The sequence below is a fragment of the Comamonas avium genome (genome assembly GCF_014836675.1).
Lineage (GTDB): Bacteria > Pseudomonadota > Gammaproteobacteria > Burkholderiales > Burkholderiaceae_C > Comamonas > Comamonas avium.
Map to the genome: position 1 here is coordinate 508,188 of NZ_JACSQK010000002.1, position 17,880 is coordinate 526,067.

18 protein-coding genes are annotated in these 17,880 nt (G+C 60.2%); 3 read left to right on the forward strand and 15 right to left on the reverse strand.

What is annotated here, in order from left to right; genetic code table 11:
* Window positions 1-21: 21 nt before the first annotated feature.
* The 10 genes from flgK to flgB form a co-directional block, all read right to left on the reverse strand.
* Window positions 22-1,989, reverse strand: a complete 1,968-nt coding sequence (gene flgK, locus H9646_RS04970; RefSeq protein WP_191722216.1) for a flagellar hook-associated protein FlgK — start codon at window positions 1,987-1,989, stop codon at window positions 22-24.
* An 18-nt stretch (window positions 1,990-2,007) separates the two neighbouring features.
* Window positions 2,008-2,967 (reverse strand): flagellar assembly peptidoglycan hydrolase FlgJ, encoded by a 960-nt coding sequence (gene flgJ, locus H9646_RS04975; protein WP_191722217.1) that lies wholly within the window; start codon window positions 2,965-2,967, stop codon window positions 2,008-2,010.
* Entirely contained in the window at window positions 2,964-4,109 is a 1,146-nt protein-coding gene (locus H9646_RS04980) for a flagellar basal body P-ring protein FlgI (RefSeq protein ID WP_191722218.1), read from the reverse strand. The genes flgJ and H9646_RS04980 overlap by 4 nt, the downstream gene beginning before the upstream one ends.
* Before the next feature lie 21 nt (window positions 4,110-4,130).
* Entirely contained in the window at window positions 4,131-4,871 is a 741-nt protein-coding gene (locus H9646_RS04985; protein WP_191722219.1) for a flagellar basal body L-ring protein FlgH, read from the reverse strand.
* A 118-nt stretch (window positions 4,872-4,989) separates the two neighbouring features.
* On the reverse strand, window positions 4,990-5,772 hold the full coding sequence (gene flgG, locus H9646_RS04990) for a flagellar basal-body rod protein FlgG (RefSeq protein ID WP_191722220.1): 783 nt from the start codon (window positions 5,770-5,772) through the stop codon (window positions 4,990-4,992).
* Between the two features lie 36 nt (window positions 5,773-5,808).
* Window positions 5,809-6,546, reverse strand: coding sequence for a flagellar basal-body rod protein FlgF (flgF, locus tag H9646_RS04995; protein ID WP_191722221.1), 738 nt, complete (start codon window positions 6,544-6,546; stop codon window positions 5,809-5,811).
* 33 nt (window positions 6,547-6,579) lie between these two features.
* Complete coding sequence (gene flgE, locus H9646_RS05000; protein ID WP_191722222.1) at window positions 6,580-7,878, reverse strand: flagellar hook protein FlgE; 1,299 nt, start codon at window positions 7,876-7,878, stop codon at window positions 6,580-6,582.
* A gap of 17 nt (window positions 7,879-7,895) precedes the next feature.
* On the reverse strand, window positions 7,896-8,561 hold the full coding sequence (locus H9646_RS05005; protein WP_191722223.1) for a flagellar hook assembly protein FlgD: 666 nt from the start codon (window positions 8,559-8,561) through the stop codon (window positions 7,896-7,898).
* Between the two features lie 23 nt (window positions 8,562-8,584).
* A complete protein-coding gene (gene flgC / locus H9646_RS05010; RefSeq protein WP_191722224.1) occupies window positions 8,585-8,989 on the reverse strand; it encodes a flagellar basal body rod protein FlgC in 405 nt (134 codons plus the stop codon).
* A gap of 28 nt (window positions 8,990-9,017) precedes the next feature.
* Complete coding sequence (gene flgB / locus H9646_RS05015; protein WP_191722225.1) at window positions 9,018-9,443, reverse strand: flagellar basal body rod protein FlgB; 426 nt, start codon at window positions 9,441-9,443, stop codon at window positions 9,018-9,020.
* Between the two features lie 169 nt (window positions 9,444-9,612).
* Between flgB and flgA the strand changes: the two genes are divergently transcribed.
* From flgA to H9646_RS05030, 3 genes are all read left to right on the forward strand, one after another.
* Window positions 9,613-10,356, forward strand: coding sequence for a flagellar basal body P-ring formation chaperone FlgA (gene flgA, locus H9646_RS05020; protein WP_191722226.1), 744 nt, complete (start codon window positions 9,613-9,615; stop codon window positions 10,354-10,356).
* A 93-nt stretch (window positions 10,357-10,449) separates the two neighbouring features.
* Window positions 10,450-10,776 carry a flagellar biosynthesis anti-sigma factor FlgM gene (gene flgM, locus H9646_RS05025; RefSeq protein WP_191722227.1) on the forward strand — a complete coding sequence of 109 codons (327 nt, stop codon included), beginning with the start codon at window positions 10,450-10,452 and terminating at the stop codon, window positions 10,774-10,776.
* A 105-nt stretch (window positions 10,777-10,881) separates the two neighbouring features.
* Window positions 10,882-11,247, forward strand: a complete 366-nt coding sequence (locus H9646_RS05030) for a hypothetical protein (RefSeq protein ID WP_191722228.1) — start codon at window positions 10,882-10,884, stop codon at window positions 11,245-11,247.
* A gap of 143 nt (window positions 11,248-11,390) precedes the next feature.
* Here H9646_RS05030 and H9646_RS05035 read toward each other — a convergent pair whose 3' ends face one another.
* From H9646_RS05035 to H9646_RS05055, 5 genes are read right to left on the reverse strand one after another with little or no spacing between them, the layout of a single operon-like run.
* Entirely contained in the window at window positions 11,391-12,107 is a 717-nt protein-coding gene (locus H9646_RS05035) for an RNA polymerase sigma factor FliA (protein WP_191722229.1), read from the reverse strand.
* Between the two features lie 4 nt (window positions 12,108-12,111).
* A complete protein-coding gene (locus tag H9646_RS05040) occupies window positions 12,112-12,891 on the reverse strand; it encodes a hypothetical protein (protein ID WP_191722230.1) in 780 nt (259 codons plus the stop codon).
* Window positions 12,884-14,413, reverse strand: a complete 1,530-nt coding sequence (gene flhF / locus H9646_RS05045; protein ID WP_191722231.1) for a flagellar biosynthesis protein FlhF — start codon at window positions 14,411-14,413, stop codon at window positions 12,884-12,886. Before flhF ends, H9646_RS05040 begins: the two co-directional genes overlap by 8 nt.
* Window positions 14,410-16,530, reverse strand: a complete 2,121-nt coding sequence (gene flhA, locus H9646_RS05050) for a flagellar biosynthesis protein FlhA (protein ID WP_191722232.1) — start codon at window positions 16,528-16,530, stop codon at window positions 14,410-14,412. The genes flhF and flhA overlap by 4 nt, the downstream gene beginning before the upstream one ends.
* 22 nt (window positions 16,531-16,552) lie before the next feature.
* Window positions 16,553-17,704, reverse strand: coding sequence for an EscU/YscU/HrcU family type III secretion system export apparatus switch protein (locus tag H9646_RS05055; RefSeq protein WP_191722306.1), 1,152 nt, complete (start codon window positions 17,702-17,704; stop codon window positions 16,553-16,555).
* Window positions 17,705-17,880 lie beyond the last annotated feature (176 nt).

Below are 17,880 nucleotides of genomic sequence, written 5' to 3' on the forward strand. Positions count from 1 at the left end.
GGAACTCCTAAAACCTAAAAATCAGCCGCCAACGGCGTTCAGCACGCTGTCGAACAGGGATTGCGCTGTTTGAATGATCTTGGCCGATGCCTGGTAGGCCTGCTGGTATTGCAGCAGGCGGGCAGCCTCTTCGTCCATGTTGACGCCAGAGACGGCGGTGCGATCGGCATTGAGATTGGTGGCCACCGTGTCAGACAGCTCGGCAGCGAGTTTGGCGCTCTGGGTGCGCGTGCCGATGACTGCCATGGCTGTCGAGAAACCGTCGCTCAGCGTGGTGCCACCGTCAAAGATCACGGCATCGCGCAGACCCAGGAAGGCCGAGGCGTTGCCTGCGTTGAGCTTGTAGCCATCGCCCAGGTCCAGTGAATTGCTGACTGTGACCGTGTCGTTGGCATGGGGCGTGCCTGTCAGGGTAATGCTCCAGCCATCAATGGTGATGGGCTGGCCCGTGGTGAAGGGCTGAGGTGCAGATGCCGGGCTCCACGCATCCGTGGCTGCGTCATAGGTGGAGTAGCTGAAGTTGCCAGCACCGTCAAAAGTGATGCGTACGGGCTCGCCCTGTGCGGGCGCAGGCAGCGTCTGCATGGTCAGGCGCGACAGTTGCAGCGTTCCCTTGTTGCCACTGGCAATTTCTGCGGTCACCGCGTTGGAGACGGCCAGATCGCCGGGGCTGTGCACCAGTGGCTGGATTTCGTCTGCGGCCTTGTTGAAAGGCTGGAACAGAATGCTCTGGCCTTTGGCGGCCGCACCAGTGACGGTGGCCGGTACGTTAAATTGCAGGCCATCGACCTCGACGCTGATGCCCGTGACCGGGTCCACCGTCAGGTCGGTCGTCTTTCCGTCAGACAGGCGCACCAGCTGGGCTGTTCCGCCGCTGTTGAACAGAATTTTGTAGTCTGAGGCCACCAGATTTTTCGAGTTGGTGACATCAGCACTGGCTCGGTTGGCTGCATTGCCCACGTCATAGCCTGCAATGTTGCTCCAGCCCACAGTCTGGGTGGTGAGCTTGAACAAATCACCGCCGTAGTTACCCGACAGTGTCAGCCCCAGCTTGTTCTGGTTATTCAGCTCTGTACCAATGGCCAGCGCCAGGCGCCCCAGCAGGTTGCGGCCTGCGACCAGATCGTCGTTGTTGAACTTGAGCAGCCCGGCAATCTCGCCACCACCGACCATGGCTGGTGGCAGCTCCACCTTGTCTCCATTGGGCTGGCTGAAGTACAGCGACAGCTTGCCGCTGCCGGGGTATTCCGTGGTTTCGGCCACGCTCAACTGGCCCGTGCTGCTGCCCAGCACCAGTGGCTGGCTACCGCCAATAAACAAGTTGATGCCACCGCCATCGGCGTCGACCTGGCTGGTCTGTACGTACTGGTTGATCTCGCGGATCACCTGGTCGCGCGCATCCAGCAGATCATTGGGCTGGTGGCCTGTGGCCAGCGCACGGCTGATCTGGGTATTGAGCGCAGCCACCTGGCTGGCCAGATTGTTCACCAGCGTTACGTTGTTGGTGATTTGCTGCTGCGTGCTGTAGTCCAGCTCTTTGAGGGTGGACGAGGCGGCGCGAAAGCGTGAAGTCAGCTCGCTCATGCGGGTCAGCACAACGTTGCGCGCCGTGCCGTCAGAGGGGGCTGCCTCCACATCGGCAAACGCGTTCATCATGCTGTTGATGGCGGCACCCAGACTGCTGTCGCCGCCAGAGTACACATCCTGCATTTGCATGAGTGACTGGTAGCGCATGGCATCGGCGGAGCTGGCTGCATTGGCCGCGTTGGACTGCCTGCTGAGCAATTCGTTGTAGTGGCGCATGACCGTTGCCACCTGAACGCCCTTGCCTACGTAGCCAGCGCCTGTGTTTTGACCGATCAGGGCTGAGGTTGCAACCGTCTGGCGGGAGTAGCCCGCCGAGTTCACGTTGGCAATGTTGTGCCCCGTGGTGGTCAGGGCGTTCTGGTTGGCAACCAGGGCTGAAATGCCGACGTTCATCAAGCTCATTGGTATATCTTTCTAGCTTTAACCTTGGGTGCCCTGCTGCGCGTTCTGTGCACTCTGGATGGCACGTGACAGCTTGCTGGCGTAAAGAGGATCGGTGGCGTAGCCCGCCTTTTGCAGTGCCGTGGCGTAGGCCGTGGCGCTGCCGGTGCTTTGCACAGCCTGGGCGTAGCGCGGGTTTTCGGTGATCAGCCGTGCGTAGTCGCGAAACGAGTCTTCGTACGAGTCATAAGCGCGGAATTTGGCCTTGACCTTGCGGGGCGCTCCGTCGATGTATTCGGTGGTGGTGATTTCAGCCACCTTGCCGCTCCAGCTGCCCGTGGCTTTGATGCCAAACAGGTTGAAGGAGTTGGTGCCGTTGTCACCACGAATCTCGCTTTTGCCCCAGCCGGTTTCGTGACCTGCCTGGCCCAGCATGTAGCTGGCGGGAATGCCGCTTTCACGTGCCACACGCTGTGCGGAGCCGCTGTGCGATTGCACAAAGTTGTCGCGCCCCTGTGGCGATGGTGCATAGGCGTCCAGAAAGGCGGTGTTGCCGCCCACGGGTGATGCGCCGGACAGGCCCGGATAGCGTGCGCTTCGGCCCGCAAAACTCACGGTCGATGGAATGCTGAAACTGCGCTCCATCCCGCCCAGTGCAGTGGCTGCGCTGGTGCCAGAGTCATCAGGGTCCAGCCCCATGGAGCGGGCGATCTGTGCGGTGATGGCATCGGTCAGACCGCCGGGCATGCCAGACATGGAGACGGACAGCTGCTGGTCCATCATGGAGTCGGCCAATTTGGAACTTTCGTTGTCCAGCAAGCCACTTTTCATGGTGGCCTGGCGCATGCTCTTGATCATCTCGTGCATGAACAGCGACTCAAGCTGCTTGGCGGCTTCCCGGGCGGCTTGCGGATTCTTGGCATTGGCCTGATTTTTCAACCCGTTCAGCGAGTTGACATCGGTGGCCAGCGCATTGTTGGCATTCAGCATCATGCTCATATCACCTCCAGCTCTGCGTTCAGCGCACCCGCTGCCTTGATGGCCTGCAATATGGCCAGCAAATCCTGGGGCGTAGCACCCAGCGCGTTGAGTGAGCGCACCACATCGGTCAGCTGTGGCGACGAGGGCACGCGAATGATCTTGCCGGGCTCTTGCGTGACGTTGATGTTGGTTTTCTCTGCCACCACCGTCTGGCCTTGCGAGAAGGCACCGGGCTGGCTGATCACGGGGGTGGAGTCAATCGTGATGGCCAGATTGCCGTGCGCAATGGCGCAAGGGCCCAGCGTAACGGCCTGGTTCATCACGATGGAACCTGTGCGTGCGTTGATTACCACCTTGGCAGACGGCTTGTTGATGGGCAGATTCAGCTCCTGAATGTCTGCAATAAACCCAACGCGTGCGCTCGGATGCTGCGGTGCCCGCACTTCCACTGTGCGCCCGTCCAGAGCCATGGCCGTGCCTGCACCGTGGCGGTTGTTGATGGCGTTGACCACCTGATTGGTGGTCTGGAAATCGGTGGTGTTCAGACCCAGCTTGATCGTGTCGCCATCGTTGATGGGCGTGGGAATGGCACGTTCAACCTGTGCGCCCTGGGGAATGCGGCCTGCGCTCAGGTGATTGATCTGTACCCTGGAGCCGCCTTGCGACGCCCCCGCACCGCCCACCACCATGTTGCCTTGGGCCAGCGCGTAAATTTCACCATCTGCACCGCGCAGGGGGGTGGTGATCAGGGTGCCGCCCTTGAGCGATTTGGCGTTGCCCATGGACGAGACGTTGATGTCAATGTGCTGGCCGGGGGTAGCAAATGCTGGCAGCTCGGCCGTCACGATGACGGCGGCAACGTTCTTGAGCTGCAGATTGTTGGTGTTGGCCGTGGCGGGCAGCGTGATGCCCATTTGCTGCAGGTAGTTGGACAGCGTCTGGGTCGTGTAGGGCATCTGGGTGGTCTGGTCACCCGTACCATCCAGACCCACCACCAGGCCATAGCCGGTTAACTGGTTGGACCGTACGCCCTGTACCGAGGCCACTTCCTTGATGCGCAAGGCGTGGGCGGGTGACACCAGCATGCCGCCGCTGAGGGCCAGCAACGCCAGGGCCAGGCGTGCGGTGCGGAATGTGGGAAGCGTGGACAGTACTTTCATACTGCCCGATTTTGGAGAGCTTTAGAAAGGGATAAAGCTCAAAAAGAAGCGCGACAACCAGCCAATTGCCTGTGCTGAATTTTGCTGGCCACGGCCACGCGATTCCACGCGCACATTGGCCACCTGGGTAGAGCTGATGATGCTGTTGGGTGCCAGCTGGTACGGGTCTACCGTGCCGGTAAAGCGCAGCACGTCCACGTTCTGGTTCACGCCAATCTGCTTTTCGCCGGTCACGACCAGATGGCCGTTGGGCAGCACTTCGGTCACGGTGGCGGTGATGGCTCCGGTGAAGGTGTTGGCGCTGGTGGTGCCGCCGCCGCCTTCAAAGTCGGCATTGCTGCCCACGCCCAGTTTGCCCAGTCTTTGGGCCGTAGCCAGCGCACCGCCTGTGAGTACGGGCAAGTCGGTGATGCCGGCGGACATGCTGCTGTCGCGGTTGACTGTGGACGAGGACTTCTGGCTGGCGGTGACTTTTTCAGCAATTTGAATGGTCACCATGTCCCCCACCAGACGGGCTCGACGGCTTTCAAACGGGGGGCGGTAGCGGTTGGACTGGAACAGCCCGCCCGTGGCTTGCTGCTGCTGCTGAGGCACGGCAATGGCAGAGGAAGGCAAAGGCCGCGTCTGGTCGTACAAATCCACTGGCGGCGGGTCATTGAACGCACAACCGCTGACCACCAAGCTGGCTGCACCCCACAGCGTGATGCGAGGGGCACGCTGAGACAACGCAAAGACTTGGAACAAGGTGCGAGAGGCGGACATAAACGCTCCGAAGAAATACAAAACTAGAGCGGGTAGCGCAGGAGCATCAAGCGTTTCAATGTGTTTTCTATTTGAAAGCGTTGATGGGCTTGCGCTAAGCGCTATCCATATAAATTGATTACAGCTGCGACAGCTTGGCCAGCATCTGGTCGCTGGTGGAGATGGCCTTGGAGTTCATCTCGTAGGCGCGCTGGGTCTGGATCATCTGGACCAGCTCTTCCACCACGTTGACGTTGGAGGACTCCAGAAAACCCTGCATCACCGTGCCCAGGTTGTTGGTGCCTGGTGTGCCTGTTTGTGGCGCACCCGAGGCGGCACTTTCGCGGTACAGGTTCTCGCCAATGGGCTCCAGACCGGCTGGATTGATGAACGAAGCTGTATTTAACTGGCCAATTTGCTGGGGCAAAGGGTTGCCTGGCACGGTGGCCGAGACCACGCCACTCTTGCTGATGCTCAGCTTGGTGGCGTCTTGCGGCACGGTAATGCCGTCCAGCAGCGGGTAGCCGCCTGCGGTCACCATCTGGCCGTTGGCATCTTTGCTGAATGTGCCGTCGCGGGTGTAAGAGGTGGTGCCATCAGGCATCTGTACCTGAAAGAACCCGTCACCGCTGATGGCCACGTCCATGTCTTTGCCCGACTCCAGGGGCGTGCCCTGTGTGAAGTTGCGGGTGGTGGCAACGGTGCGCACACCCAGACCCAGGTGCATGCCGGTGGGCAGAATGTTTTGTTCGTCGGCTTGCGAGCCGACCTGGCGCAGGTTTTGATAGATCAGGTCTTCAAACACTGCGCTCTGGCGCTTGTAGCCGGTGGTGGAGACGTTGGACAAGTTGTGCGAGACCACGTCCATTTGGGTCTGCTGGGCAGACATGCCGGTCTTGGCAATCCACAGGGAATTCATCATGGTGAAGTTTCCTTCCGTATTCGTTGGTCAGCGGCCTTAGCCGTTCATGCTCAGCAATTGGCTGGCCGTCTTGTCATTGGTTTCTGCCGTGGTCAGCAGCTTCATCTGCTGCTCAAACTGGCGCGAGGCGGCGATCATGCCCACCATGGCTTCCACCGCGTTGACGTTGGAGCCTTCCAGTGCACCGGCCACCATGGTGGCGTTGACGTCGGCTGGCAAGTCACCCTGCGCAGAGCGGAACAGGCCGTCATCGCCGCGCTGAATGGTTTGCTCCAGATTGGGTGTGACCATCTTCAGGCGACCAATGTTGATGGGGTCCTGGCCATCCAAAGTGGCCACCACCGTGCCATCACCGCCAAAGCTGATGCGGGCGTTCTGGGGAATGTCCACCGGAGCGCCGCCATCGGTGAGCACAGCCAGGCCGTTGGCTGTGACCAGCTGGCCTTCTGCATTTACTTCTAACGCGCCGTTGCGCGTATAGGCCTCCAGACCATCCAGACCCTGCACGGCAAACCAGGCATTGCCACGGGCCATCAGGTCCGTGCTTTTGCCGGTGGTCATGGCGGGGCCGGGCTGGTCCAGGTGGCCTGAGGTGGCATCCAGACCAAACACGCGCGTGCTGGAGCCCTGGCCTTCCAGTGGCACCGAACGGAAGGTGCTCAGCTCGGCACGGAAACCCGTGGTCGAGACGTTGGCCAGGTTGTTCGACAGCACCGCCTGCCGTTGAGCAGCGGCGTTGGCGCCGGTCATGGTGGTGTAGATGATGCGGTCCATGAATAACTCCTATGTGCGCGTGTTCAGTTGCGCTTAGCGCAGGTTGACCAGGGTCGAGAAGATCTGGTCCTGGGTCTTGATGGTCTGAGCGTTGGCCTGGTAAGCACGCTGGGCGGTCATCATGCCCACCAGCTGTGCAGTCAGGTCGACGTTGGACTCTTCCAGCGCGCTGCCGGCGATGGTGCCGAAGCTGCCGGTACCCGCTGTGCCATACACCGGTGGGCCCGAATCATTGGAGGCCACCCAGTTGTTGTTGCCATCGGGCTGCAGGCCCTGGCTGTTGGTGAACTTGGCCAGCGCCACCTGGGCTTCTGCGCGCGTGATGCCGTTGGAGTAAGTGGCCAGCAAGGTGCCATCCGAGGCGACATTCACCGAGGTGAGTTCACCCGAGGCGTAGCCGTCTTGCGTCAGCTTGGCCACCGAGAAGGCGCTGCCTCGCTGAGACACGCTGCCCAGGTCAATATTCACGTTCCAAGGCCCGGGATTGGGGTTGTTGGGGTTGGTGGTGGCAACCTGGGTGGACAAGGTGGTGCCTGTTGGGGTGCCGAAAGTGTGCGTGGTTTCGTAACCTGCATCACCGGGGTTCAGACCATTGGGGTCGACGCCCAGACCTGCGTAGGGGGCAACACCGTCGAGCTTGCCGGTGGAGTCAAACATCAGGCGGCCAATAGGCGCTGCGTTGGGGTCCAGGCTGTCGTACACGTCCCAGGTATTGGCACCTGTTTTCTGAAAATACATGGACAGCGGTGTCGCCATGCCCTGCTCGTCAAACACTTCCAGAGAAGTACCGTATGTGGCACGTGGAGGCGCGGGGTTGGCGTTTTGGTCCACGCGCGCATCCAGATTGAGCGTGGCCTTGACGTTGTCGGTCTGCTTGGCCGCAATCGGGGTGCCGGTAGGGAACACCAGATTGGTCAGGCTGACGCTGGTGCGCAGACCGGTGTTTGGATCGATCGGGTAGCCCTGCACCTGGTCGCCATTGACCGTGACCAGCTCGCCGCCCTTGTTCAGCTGGAAAGCGCCGTTGCGGGTGTAAGCAATGCCAGTGCCGGTTTGCACCACAAAGAAGCCATCGCCGTTGATGGCCATGTCCAGGCCGTTGGCACTGGGGGTGATCACGCCTTGTGTGAACTGTTGCGATACCGCGGCCACGCTCACACCAATGCCGGTGTTGTTGCTGCTGGATGCGCCCATGGCGCTGGCCACCATTTCATTGAATTCAGCACGCGAGCTTTTGAAGCCCACGGTGTTGCTGTTGGCGATGTTGTGGCCAATGACGTCCAGGTTTTTGCTGGAGGCGTTCAGGCCGGAAAGACCGTGATGGAAACCCATGCTTAGCTCCTAGAAATTTAGAACACAGCTTTGACGCTGTTGTAGTTAATGCTTTGACCGTTGGCCAGCTCCAGCATGAGGCCACCATTGGTGATGCTGGTGGCGACCACGGCGTTGGGCGACAAAGTGGTGGACTTGACCACCGCGTCGCCATTGGTGGCGGTGACCTTGAAGCGCAGGTCCATGCTTTCGCCGGTGTACTTACTGCCGTCCCAGGTGAAGTAGTTGCGCCCTGCAGTTGCCGAGCCCAGATCCATGGTCTCCACCACTTCGCCGCTGGCGGTGGTGATGGTGACGGTGACGTTGGAGGCGGAGCCATCCAGGTCAAAGGCTGCTGTGCCGCTCAGGCGCTTGGTGCCGTCTTCGTTTTCGGAGGCAGACAGGCCCAGCTGGTTGCCGTCGGACAGCACGGTGTGGCCAATCATGGAGATGCCTTGCTGCATCTGCATGGAGGCGAACTGCTTGGTCACGCTCTCGACGGTGCTGTTGAGCTTTTCAATACCGCTGACGGTGCTGATCTGTGCCATCTGCGACGTCAGCTGCGCGTTGTCCATGGGACTGGTGGGGTCCTGGTTTTGCAACTGCGCAACCAGCAGGGTCAGAAACTGATCCTGCATGTCTGCTGCTGTTTTGGGCGAGCTGTTACCGCCAGATGAGGTGTTGTTGGATACGCCGGAAATCATGCGTGCCTACTTTCTGTATGTGCTTATTGGCCCAACTGCAGCGTTTTGAGCAACAGCGATTTGGCGGTATTCATCACTTCCACGTTGTTCTGGTACGAGCGTGATGCAGAAATCATGTTGACCATCTCGTCTACGGCATTGACGTTGGAGTGGGTGACATAGCCCTGTTCGTCGGCCAGGGGGTGCTCTGGGTTGTGCAGGCGGCGGCCGGGGGTGTTGTCTTCGGTGATGCTTTTCACCTTGACGCCGGCAGCACCTTCGCTGCCCATGGGCGCTGTCTGAAAGACAACCTGGCGGGCCTTGTAGGACTGGCCATCGGGGCCGGCGACAGCATCAACGTTGGCCAGATTGGAGGCCACAACGTTCAGACGCTGCGATTGCGCGCTGATGGCACTGCCAGAGACGCTGAAAATGGAGAACATGGACATGGCGATGGTTTCCTTGTGTCAGTGCGGCTTACTGGCCGGTGATGGCGCTGAGCATGGTCTTGGAGGTGCCGTTGAGAAAGCGCAGCGTCGCTTCGTAGCGCACGGCGTTGTCCACAAAATTGGCGCGTTCACGGTCCAGATCCACGGTGTTGTTGTCCAGACTGGGCTGTGATGCCAGCGAGTAACCCAGGCGGCCCTGGCCGTCATTGCCAAACTTTTCCGTGGGCAGGGGCATGTGCTGAGCGTGCGAGGTGCTGGCTTCTTGCAGTGCCTGGCGCACTGATCCGTTGTCGCCCTGCGCTGCCTTGAGCGTTTTGGCGAAGTTGAAATCGCGCGCCACATAGCCGGGGGTGTCGGCGTTGGCAATGTTGCTGGAAATCACACGCTGGCGCTCTGCGCGCAACAGCAGAGCGTCGCTGTGGAAGTCCAGACGGCCGGTCATTTTGTCTAGCATGTGATTCCTTGCTGAAGATGAAAACAAAAACGGTGGCACCTGGCCACTGCGGACTTTGGTGCGTGCAGCGATTATGGAAACGCACTGCTTTTGCTAAAGCGCGAAGAAAGCGTGGTTGCACGGGTACTTCAATGCTTTAAAAAATGGCGCTCGCTCTAAAGTCGCTGTCATGCCCCATCTTGTATTTGCGACTCTCGCCGTCTCTTCACGTCTCTCGCGCGCTGTGGTGCGTGCGGCTGCCTGTGTACTGGTGAGCGGTGGTGCGGCTGTGGCGTCGGCCCAGGACCTGACGGAAATCAGCAGCCAGTGGCTGCAAGGGGCGCTGACCGATCAAACTGCAACGCAAACCATGCCGCTGCGCATGGAAGTGCAGGTGGGCAAGCTGGACCCCCGGCTGAACCTTGCGCCATGCCAGCGGGTAGAGCCTTATCTGCCCAGCGGCAGCAAGCTGTGGGGCCGTACCCGCATTGGAATGCGCTGTGTAGAAGGCGCACGACCCTGGAACGTGTTCTTGCCCGTCACCATCAAGGCACTAGGCCCTGCATGGGTGCTGACCAGCAATGTCAGCATGGGCGAGCAATTGACCCACGATCACGCAATGCAAAGCGAAGTCGACTGGGCGGAGTCGCCCCATTCGATCATCGCCATGCCAGACGACTGGGTGGGGCAGACCGCGGCACGCAACTTGACGGCAGGAATGGCCTTGCGCCAGACCATGGTCAAGGCCCCCCAGCTTTTCAAGCCGGGTACAGGTGTCAAAGTCTTGGCACAAGGCGGTGGTTTTACGGTCACTTCGTCTGGCAAGGCGCTGGAAGGCGGCTCTGTCGGACAAACCGTGCGCGTGCGCATGGACAACGGACGAACGGTGACCGGTACCGTCAATCAGCAAGGCGATGTCGTCGTTGCACAGTGATACAAGACTTTTTGAAAGAAAACACTCAAGTTCTCTTTCAATGGGTCGAAAGCTACACTACGGAGCCCTTGAGCGGGCGATTGGAGTAGGAAAATGAAGGTCGGACAAAATACCAACGTAGAAATGCTGGCAGCCAAGCTGCAGCAAAACGCTACGCAGCAAGCGCAGCAAAGTAAAAGCGGCACCGCCAGTGAGGTGGTGCAGCAAACCCGCAGCAATGCTGCGGGGGTGCCTGTGACTGTGTCGAACTCGGCACGGTCGCTGGACCAGAACGCCAAAACGTCGGCGGATGTGGACATGGCCAAGGTCAATGCCATCCGTGAAGCGATTGCCAATGGCACTTTCAAAGTCAATGCCAGCGTGATCGCCGACAAGATGCTGGTCGATACCGCCGACCTGCTGGGCGCGGCACGCGCTTAAACACCCACATCGGGCGCTTTGCGCCAGTCAGCCTTATCCGACCTTCGGCTGCACTGGTACCAAGCGCCCGAACTCCGTCTCAACCGCTCAAACACCCCCGACACCATGAAACTCAGCGAAGCCCTGGAACAGATTGACGGCATGATCGACCTGGTCAATGCCCTGATTGTGAAGAACCAGCCCGACTCCACCGAAGCTGCCATTCGTCAGCTGCGCGATGGCATGCAGGCTTTTGCGGGCTTGGCCCAGCGCTTTGGTGCGGAGCAATTTACCCCTGAGAACGTGCAGCGCATGCAGGCCATGTCCGAGCGCCTGACGCAAATGCGCGGCCATATCGCCAAAGTCTCTGCCATTACGGCGCAGCAGCTGGCCACCTTGATACCAGAGCAATCGGTCAGCCACACTTACGGCGCCAGCAAGCAGCCGGGTGCTACTGCTTCGGTGGCGCGGATGTACCACATCAGCGGTTAAGCATTAAATTGCATAGCTGCTTGCGCAGTGTTCATCGCATTTTCAATGTGAAATGTATTTGAAACGATGGACTGATAAGCGCTGGTAGTTATCAAAATAAAAAAGCGCCTTGTTTGGCGCTTTTTTTTGTGGGCAGATGCTTGTCAGTGTGCGCGCATCTTGGCGCGCAGGCGGGCAATGGCCTGGCTGTGCAGCTGGCATACGCGCGATTCGGTCACTTCCAGCACGGCCGCGATCTCCTTGAGGTTCATGTCGTGCTCGTAGTACATGCCCATGACGTATTTCTCGCGCTCTGGCAGGTTTTCAATGGCCTGCACCAGGGCGCTGCGCATGCGGTCATCGCGCAACATGCTGAAGGGGTCGGCATCGGCGTCGGCCACATGGCGGTCGAGAAAGCTGGAGCTGTCTTCTTCACCGGCAGAGATGTCTTCCAGATAGATCAGCTGGGTGCCGCGCACTTTGGACAGCATGGACTGGTAATCCACCAGCTCCATCTCCATGAAGGCGGCAATTTCCGATTCCCGGGGGGCTCGGCCCAGTTGCTGCTCCAGCCGGCGAATGGCCGATTCAATGTCTTTTTGCCCCTTGCGGGAGCTGCGGCTCATCCAGTCGTTTTCGCGCAGCTCGTCCAGCATGGCACCGCGAATGCGCTGGCCGGCAAAGGTCTCAAACTGCACGCCCTGGCTGGTTTCAAAGCGCGACAGTGCATCGGCCAGGCCAATCATGCCCACCTGGATGAGGTCATCCAGTTCCACATTCGGCGGAAGTTTGGCAATCATGTGTTGCGCAATGCGACGCACCAGCGGGGCATGCTGGCGAATCAGGGCATCGCGGTCCAACTGGCCATGGGCGGTGTACATTGACTCAATGGCTCCACACAGCAGATGAAGAAAGGGGGCTGACTCCAGCCGTTGCGCCATCTTGCGGGGCGTTCACGGTTTCGGAATGCTCCAAACATTGTAGGGCCCAGCGCTGCAGCTGTCGGGCTTGCAGCGGATCGAATTGCTCGCACAAAGGTTCGGTGTGCAGATGGCGCATGGCGCACTGCGACAGCGATTTCAAAACGTGGTCCAGCCCGTAGCCCGCCGGGCGCAGCGCCACCAGGCGCGGCATCAGGCCGCAGCCCATGTACAGCTGCTTGAGTGCGCGGTAGCTGCTGACCACGTTGCGTGACTGTGAAGGCACCAGCTGAATGGGGGGCTGCGTGCAGCCTTGCAGCATGCCTGCCAGCAAAGAGGCGGGAGCCCACAGCACCACCACCGCATGGTTTTGCACAAAGCGAAAGAGCAGATCGAGTGGGCGCTCGCCCGTGATCGATGCCTTGTGCTGCAGTTGCACCATGCCGCGTGCGGCGGGCAGTGTGGCAACGCTCAGCGGGTTGCTGATGTCTGCGGTCAACGTGGTGAAGGCATAGCCCTGACGGGGCTGCAGCATGTCCTGCAGACCGGGCAGTGAGGGTGACTCTTGCTCCGTGCCATCCAGCACGACCACGGGGTAGCCTTGTTGTTGCAGCTGCGCGCAGGCCATCCACAGTGCGGTGGCATCTGCGCTGTCACCGGATGGCACCACGGGCAGCACGCGCAGCGACGACTGTGCGCCTTGCCAGTGCAAACCGGTTCCCTGGTGCCAGACGCTCTCAAGCATGCATCGCTCCCTGAGACTGGCCCATGGAAGATTCGGTAAAGTAAAAATCCATGTCCAGCGATGAGGGGTCAAACGCCGACTTGGTGTGCGCGCGCATGGACGTGGCGACCAGTTCGTTGGCGTTGGCGCGCGTAAAGTCTTCGGGCACGCGCTGGCCGTTGGTGATGCCGCGCAGCACAAGCTGGTGGCGGATCAGCGCGTCCAGCGCCGGGGCCAGCTTCACGGCTTCATCCACCTTGGACAAGATGGCCTGCTTGCAGCCCACGCGCTTGAATGCGGCCAGTGCTTCGTCCAGCGTATCACCATGTGCGCCTGCGTTGGCGACCAGCAGACGTTCAATGCCTGGCAGGTTGAGCACTTCCAGAATGTCGTCCTTGCGAGGATCGCGGGGGGCCACGCCGGTAGTGTCGATGATCACCATCTTCTTGCCAGCCAGCAGACCCAGCAGGTCTTGCAGTGCGGCCTTGTCGTGGGCCAGATGCGCGACCACACCGAGCATGCGGCCATAGGCGCGCAGTTGTTCATGACCGCCGACACGGTAGGTGTCCAGCGTGATCAGGCCAACGCTGTTGGGGCCATGCTTTTGGGCGCACAGAGCGGCCAGCTTGGCTGCCGTGGTGGTCTTGCCTACGCCGGTGGAGCCCACCAGTGCAAACACGCCGCCCTTGTCCCAGATGGGAGCTTCGGCGTTGTCGGTGCGCAGATTGCGCTCCAGCACCTGTACCAGCCACTTCATGGCATCTGCAGGGCCCGCATTCTGCGGCAGGCGCTCCATGATGGTGCGCGACAACGCAGGCGAGTAGCCCGAGCGAATCAGCTTGAGCATCAAGTTGCTGTGCAGCGGATTTTGGCGGGTCTGGTTCATCCAGGTCAGGGTGTTGAAGCGCTCTTCAATCAGCTCCTTGACGGATTGCAGCTCATGCATCAAAGCCGGAGCCGCCGCTGGGGAGGCAACTGCCTTGCGGGGCTGCTCTGTGGGCAGCTCCAGCGCCAGACCGCGCAATGGGTTGTGCTTGATCACGGAAGGCGTAGTGGGCAGCGGTGCGCTGTCGCGCACGGTGTCGAGGCGGTTCTTGCGAGCAAAAGTGGGCAGCACTTCCTGGGGCAGCTCGCCCGTCATCTCTTCATTGCGGCGGCGCAGCATGCGTTCACGCACATAGTCCTGGAAAGACAGGGTGCTCATGGCCAGTTGCTCCGTGTCTTCTGCCACGCTTTGGCGTGGGTTGGCTTTCACGGCCGGCTTGGCTTGCTGCAGCAGGGCCTCCATGCGCATGGGCGCTTTGGGGGCTTGCTTGGGAGCACGGGTTTCATCGGCCTCGCGGGCCTGAATGGCGGCCATCAGGCCTGGGCTGGTGTGGTTGCCCTGGTCCAGATTGCCGAAGGTTTCTTCGGCAGTCGCCATGACTTCCACGCCGTTGCCCATGGGGCGGTTGGACAGGATCAGGGTGCTTTCACCAAAAGCGGCACGCGCCTTGTCCAGGGCCTCACGGGAAGTCGGGGCTATGAAGCGTTGGATGTTCATGCGTTTGCACCTTTAAGAATGGGGCCGATGCGGATGGTGTGGGTCTCGGGAATCTCACTGTGCGCAAGCACTTGGAGGCGAGGTGCCACACGGCGCACCAGGCGCGCGATAGCGTTTCGAATGGCGTCGGGCACCAGCAAGCAGGCGGGCATGCCCAGCTCTTCTTGCTTGTTGGCAACTTCGGCTGCACGTTGGGTCAGCAGGTCTGCCACGCCGGGGTCCAGCGACGGGGCCTGGGGGTTGCCCAGGGCTTGCACCAGCAGGCGTTCCAGTCCGGGCTCGATCGCAATGACGTTGAGTTCACGGGTGGGGCCGTAGATCTGCTGCACGATGGCAGGGGCCAGTGCAATGCGCACACGGCGGGCCAGCTCGACGGGGTCCTGGGTAGATGTGGCGTGTTCGGCCAGTGTTTCGATGATGGTGCGAATATCACGAATGTGCACAGCGTCTTCCAGCAGCAGCTGGAGCACTTTCTGGAACGATGTGATGGGCACCATTTTTGGAATAACTTCTTCGATCAACTTGGGCGCGGACTTGGCCACATGCTCCACCAGTTGTTGCACCTCATTGCGGCTTAACAGCTTGGCAGCATGTGTTTGCATCAAGTGTGACAAATGTGTCGCCATCACGGTTTCCGAATCAACGACGGTAAAACCAGCCATTTGTGCCGCTTCCTTTTGGCGTTCGTCGATCCAGTGCGCGGGCAGACCAAAGGCAGGGTCGGTCGTCGGAGTTCCGATCAACGGTGTGCTGATGCCTCCGGGGTTGATGGCCAGGTACATGCCGGGGAAGGCTTCGCCTTCGCCCACCATCACGCCGCGCAGCGTCAGGCGATAGGCGCTGGGCTTGAGCTCCAGGTTGTCACGCACGTGTACGGCAGGTGGCAAAAAGCCCACTTCCTGTGCAAATTTACGGCGCACCCCTTTGATGCGGGTGAGCAAATCGCCCTGGCGCTTCTTGTCTACCAGTGCAATCAGGCGATAGCCCAGCTCCAGCCCCAGCAGATCCACGGGCTGCAGGTCATCCCAGGTGGCTTCGCTATCTTGCTGAGGTGCAGCCAGCGCGCCGGGCATGGGCGCTTCAGCCGCGCCGCCGGACTGGGCTTGTTCGGCCGTCTTTTGGTTCCTGCGGTAGATCAGCCATGCGCCATAGGCAAACAAGCTACCCATCCCCAGAAACACGGTGTGGGGCATGTTGGGGATCAGACCCAGCATGATCAAAATCGCTGCAGTAATGGCCAGCGCACGGGGGGTGCCGAGCATTTGTGCCGCAATTTGCTGGCCGGTGTTGTTGTCTTTGCCCACGCGCGAGATCACCATGGCTGCAGCCACCGAGATCAGCAGGCCTGGAATTTGTGCGACCAGCGCATCGCCCACAGCCAGCAAAATGTAGCTGTTGGCCGCCTCACCAGCGCTCAGGCCGTGCTGTGCCATGCCGATGATGAAACCACCAACGATGGTGATGACCAAAATCAAGATACCGGCCATGGCATCGCCGCGCACAAACTTGGAGGCACCATCCATGGAGCCGAAGAAATTGGCTTCTTCCTGCACTTCCAGACGGCGGCGCTTGGCTTCGGGTTCGTCAATCAGGCCAGCGTTCAAGTCGGCGTCCACGGCCATCTGTTTGCCGGGCATCGCATCCAGCGTAAAGCGCGCAGACACTTCAGCAATGCGCTCCGCGCCTTTGGTAATCACCACAAAGTTGATCACCACCAAAATCGCGAACACGATCAAGCCCACAGCAAAGTTGCCGCCGATCAGAAAGTGGCCAAAAGCTTCAATCACCGCACCCGCTGCGCCTGGGCCGGTGTGGCCTTCCATCAGCACGACGCGGGTGGATGCCACGTTCAGCGACAGGCGCATCAGCGTGGTCAGCAGCAGCACCGAGGGAAAGGCCGCAAAGTCCAGCGGCTTGACCATGTAGGCGGCAATCATCATCACCATCAGCGCGGTGGCAATGTTCAGCGTAAAGAACGTGTCCAGCAGCCACGGTGGGATGGGCAGGACCATCAGGGCCAGAATGGCAATCACCAAAACGGGCGCAGCCAAGCTCTGGATGACCGAGCCGTTCTTGGTGTTCCACGCTTGCAGGTTCTTTATCAATGCAGTGCTCATGGGGTGCAGTGCTTTCTATCGCTTAAGGCTTCGCTGCCGCAGCACGCTTGGTGTGCGGATCAAGTTCTGGGGGCACGTGGGGTTGCGTCAGCTCGCCCGGTGCAGGAGCCTCGCCGCGCATGGCGGCCTGGAGGCGGTAAACATAGGCCAAGACCTGTGCCACGGCGGTGTACAGCGTGGACGGAATGGACTGATCAATTTCGGCATGTGCATACAGCGCACGGGCCAGCATGGGCGACTCCAGTACAGGAATGTCGTGGGCCTTGGCCACTTCTCGAATCTTCAGCGCCACCAGATCTGCACCCATGGCAATCACTTGCGGGGCGGACATGGTCTTTTCGTCGTAGCACAGAGCCACCGAGTAGTGCGTGGGGTTGGTCACCACAAAGTCAGCGCGGGGCACGGCCGATACGCTGGCGCGCTGGGCGATTTCGCGCTGTTTCTGGCGAATCTTGCCTTTGAGCTCGGGGCTGCCCTCGGACTCTTTGTGTTCTTGCTTGACTTCCTGGTGGCTCATCTTCAGGCGTTGCAAGAACAGCACCTTTTGCAGCGGTACATCGATGACCGCCACCACAAACACCACCACCAGCAGCATGATCATGCCGCTGACAATCCAGTCACCCACCTTGGCCAGCGCGGCCGCCCCACCCAGGGCAGGCAGGCTGGACAGATCGACAATACCGGTTTTGATATGGAACCAGCCGACGGTGGCCAAAATCAGGGTCAGCACCACATTTTTTAGGGCTGTGACCATCTGCTGTTTGGAAAATACGTTGCCAAGGCCTGCAATCGGATTGATGCGGCTGAACTTCGGCATGATGGGCTTGAAGCTGTAAATCCAGCCGCCCGACGCCAGTGTGGCAATGATGGATGCCACGTTGATGACCGTAGCAAAAATCACGCAGCCCATCACGCCCACCATGGCCATCTCCAGCAGGCGCTCCACCATCAATTGAGGCACCAGCACGGTGCTGGCATCAAAAGACAGTTGCTTGCTGATGGCAATGCGCAGGTGGTGCATCAGGGTCGGGCCGCCCATCATGACCAGCAGCGAGCCCACGCCCAGCACCGCCAGGTGGCCGAGGTCGCGGGAACGCGAAGTCTGCCCGTCATCGCGGGTTTTCTGCAGTTTCCGGCCTGTGGCTGGGAGGGATTTATCTTGGCTCGATTCCATGACGGCATGAGGGAAAGGTCTCATGCCATTGTCCGCAAGCGGTCAAATCGCTAAAGCGGGAAAAGCGAGCCACAGGGGGTGCTATTTCAGCGCCCGCAGCGGTGGCGGGTGCCGTGCAATCTGTTAGGCGGCAGTAAATTGCTACATTAAAACGAGCTATCAGCGCTTATGAAATG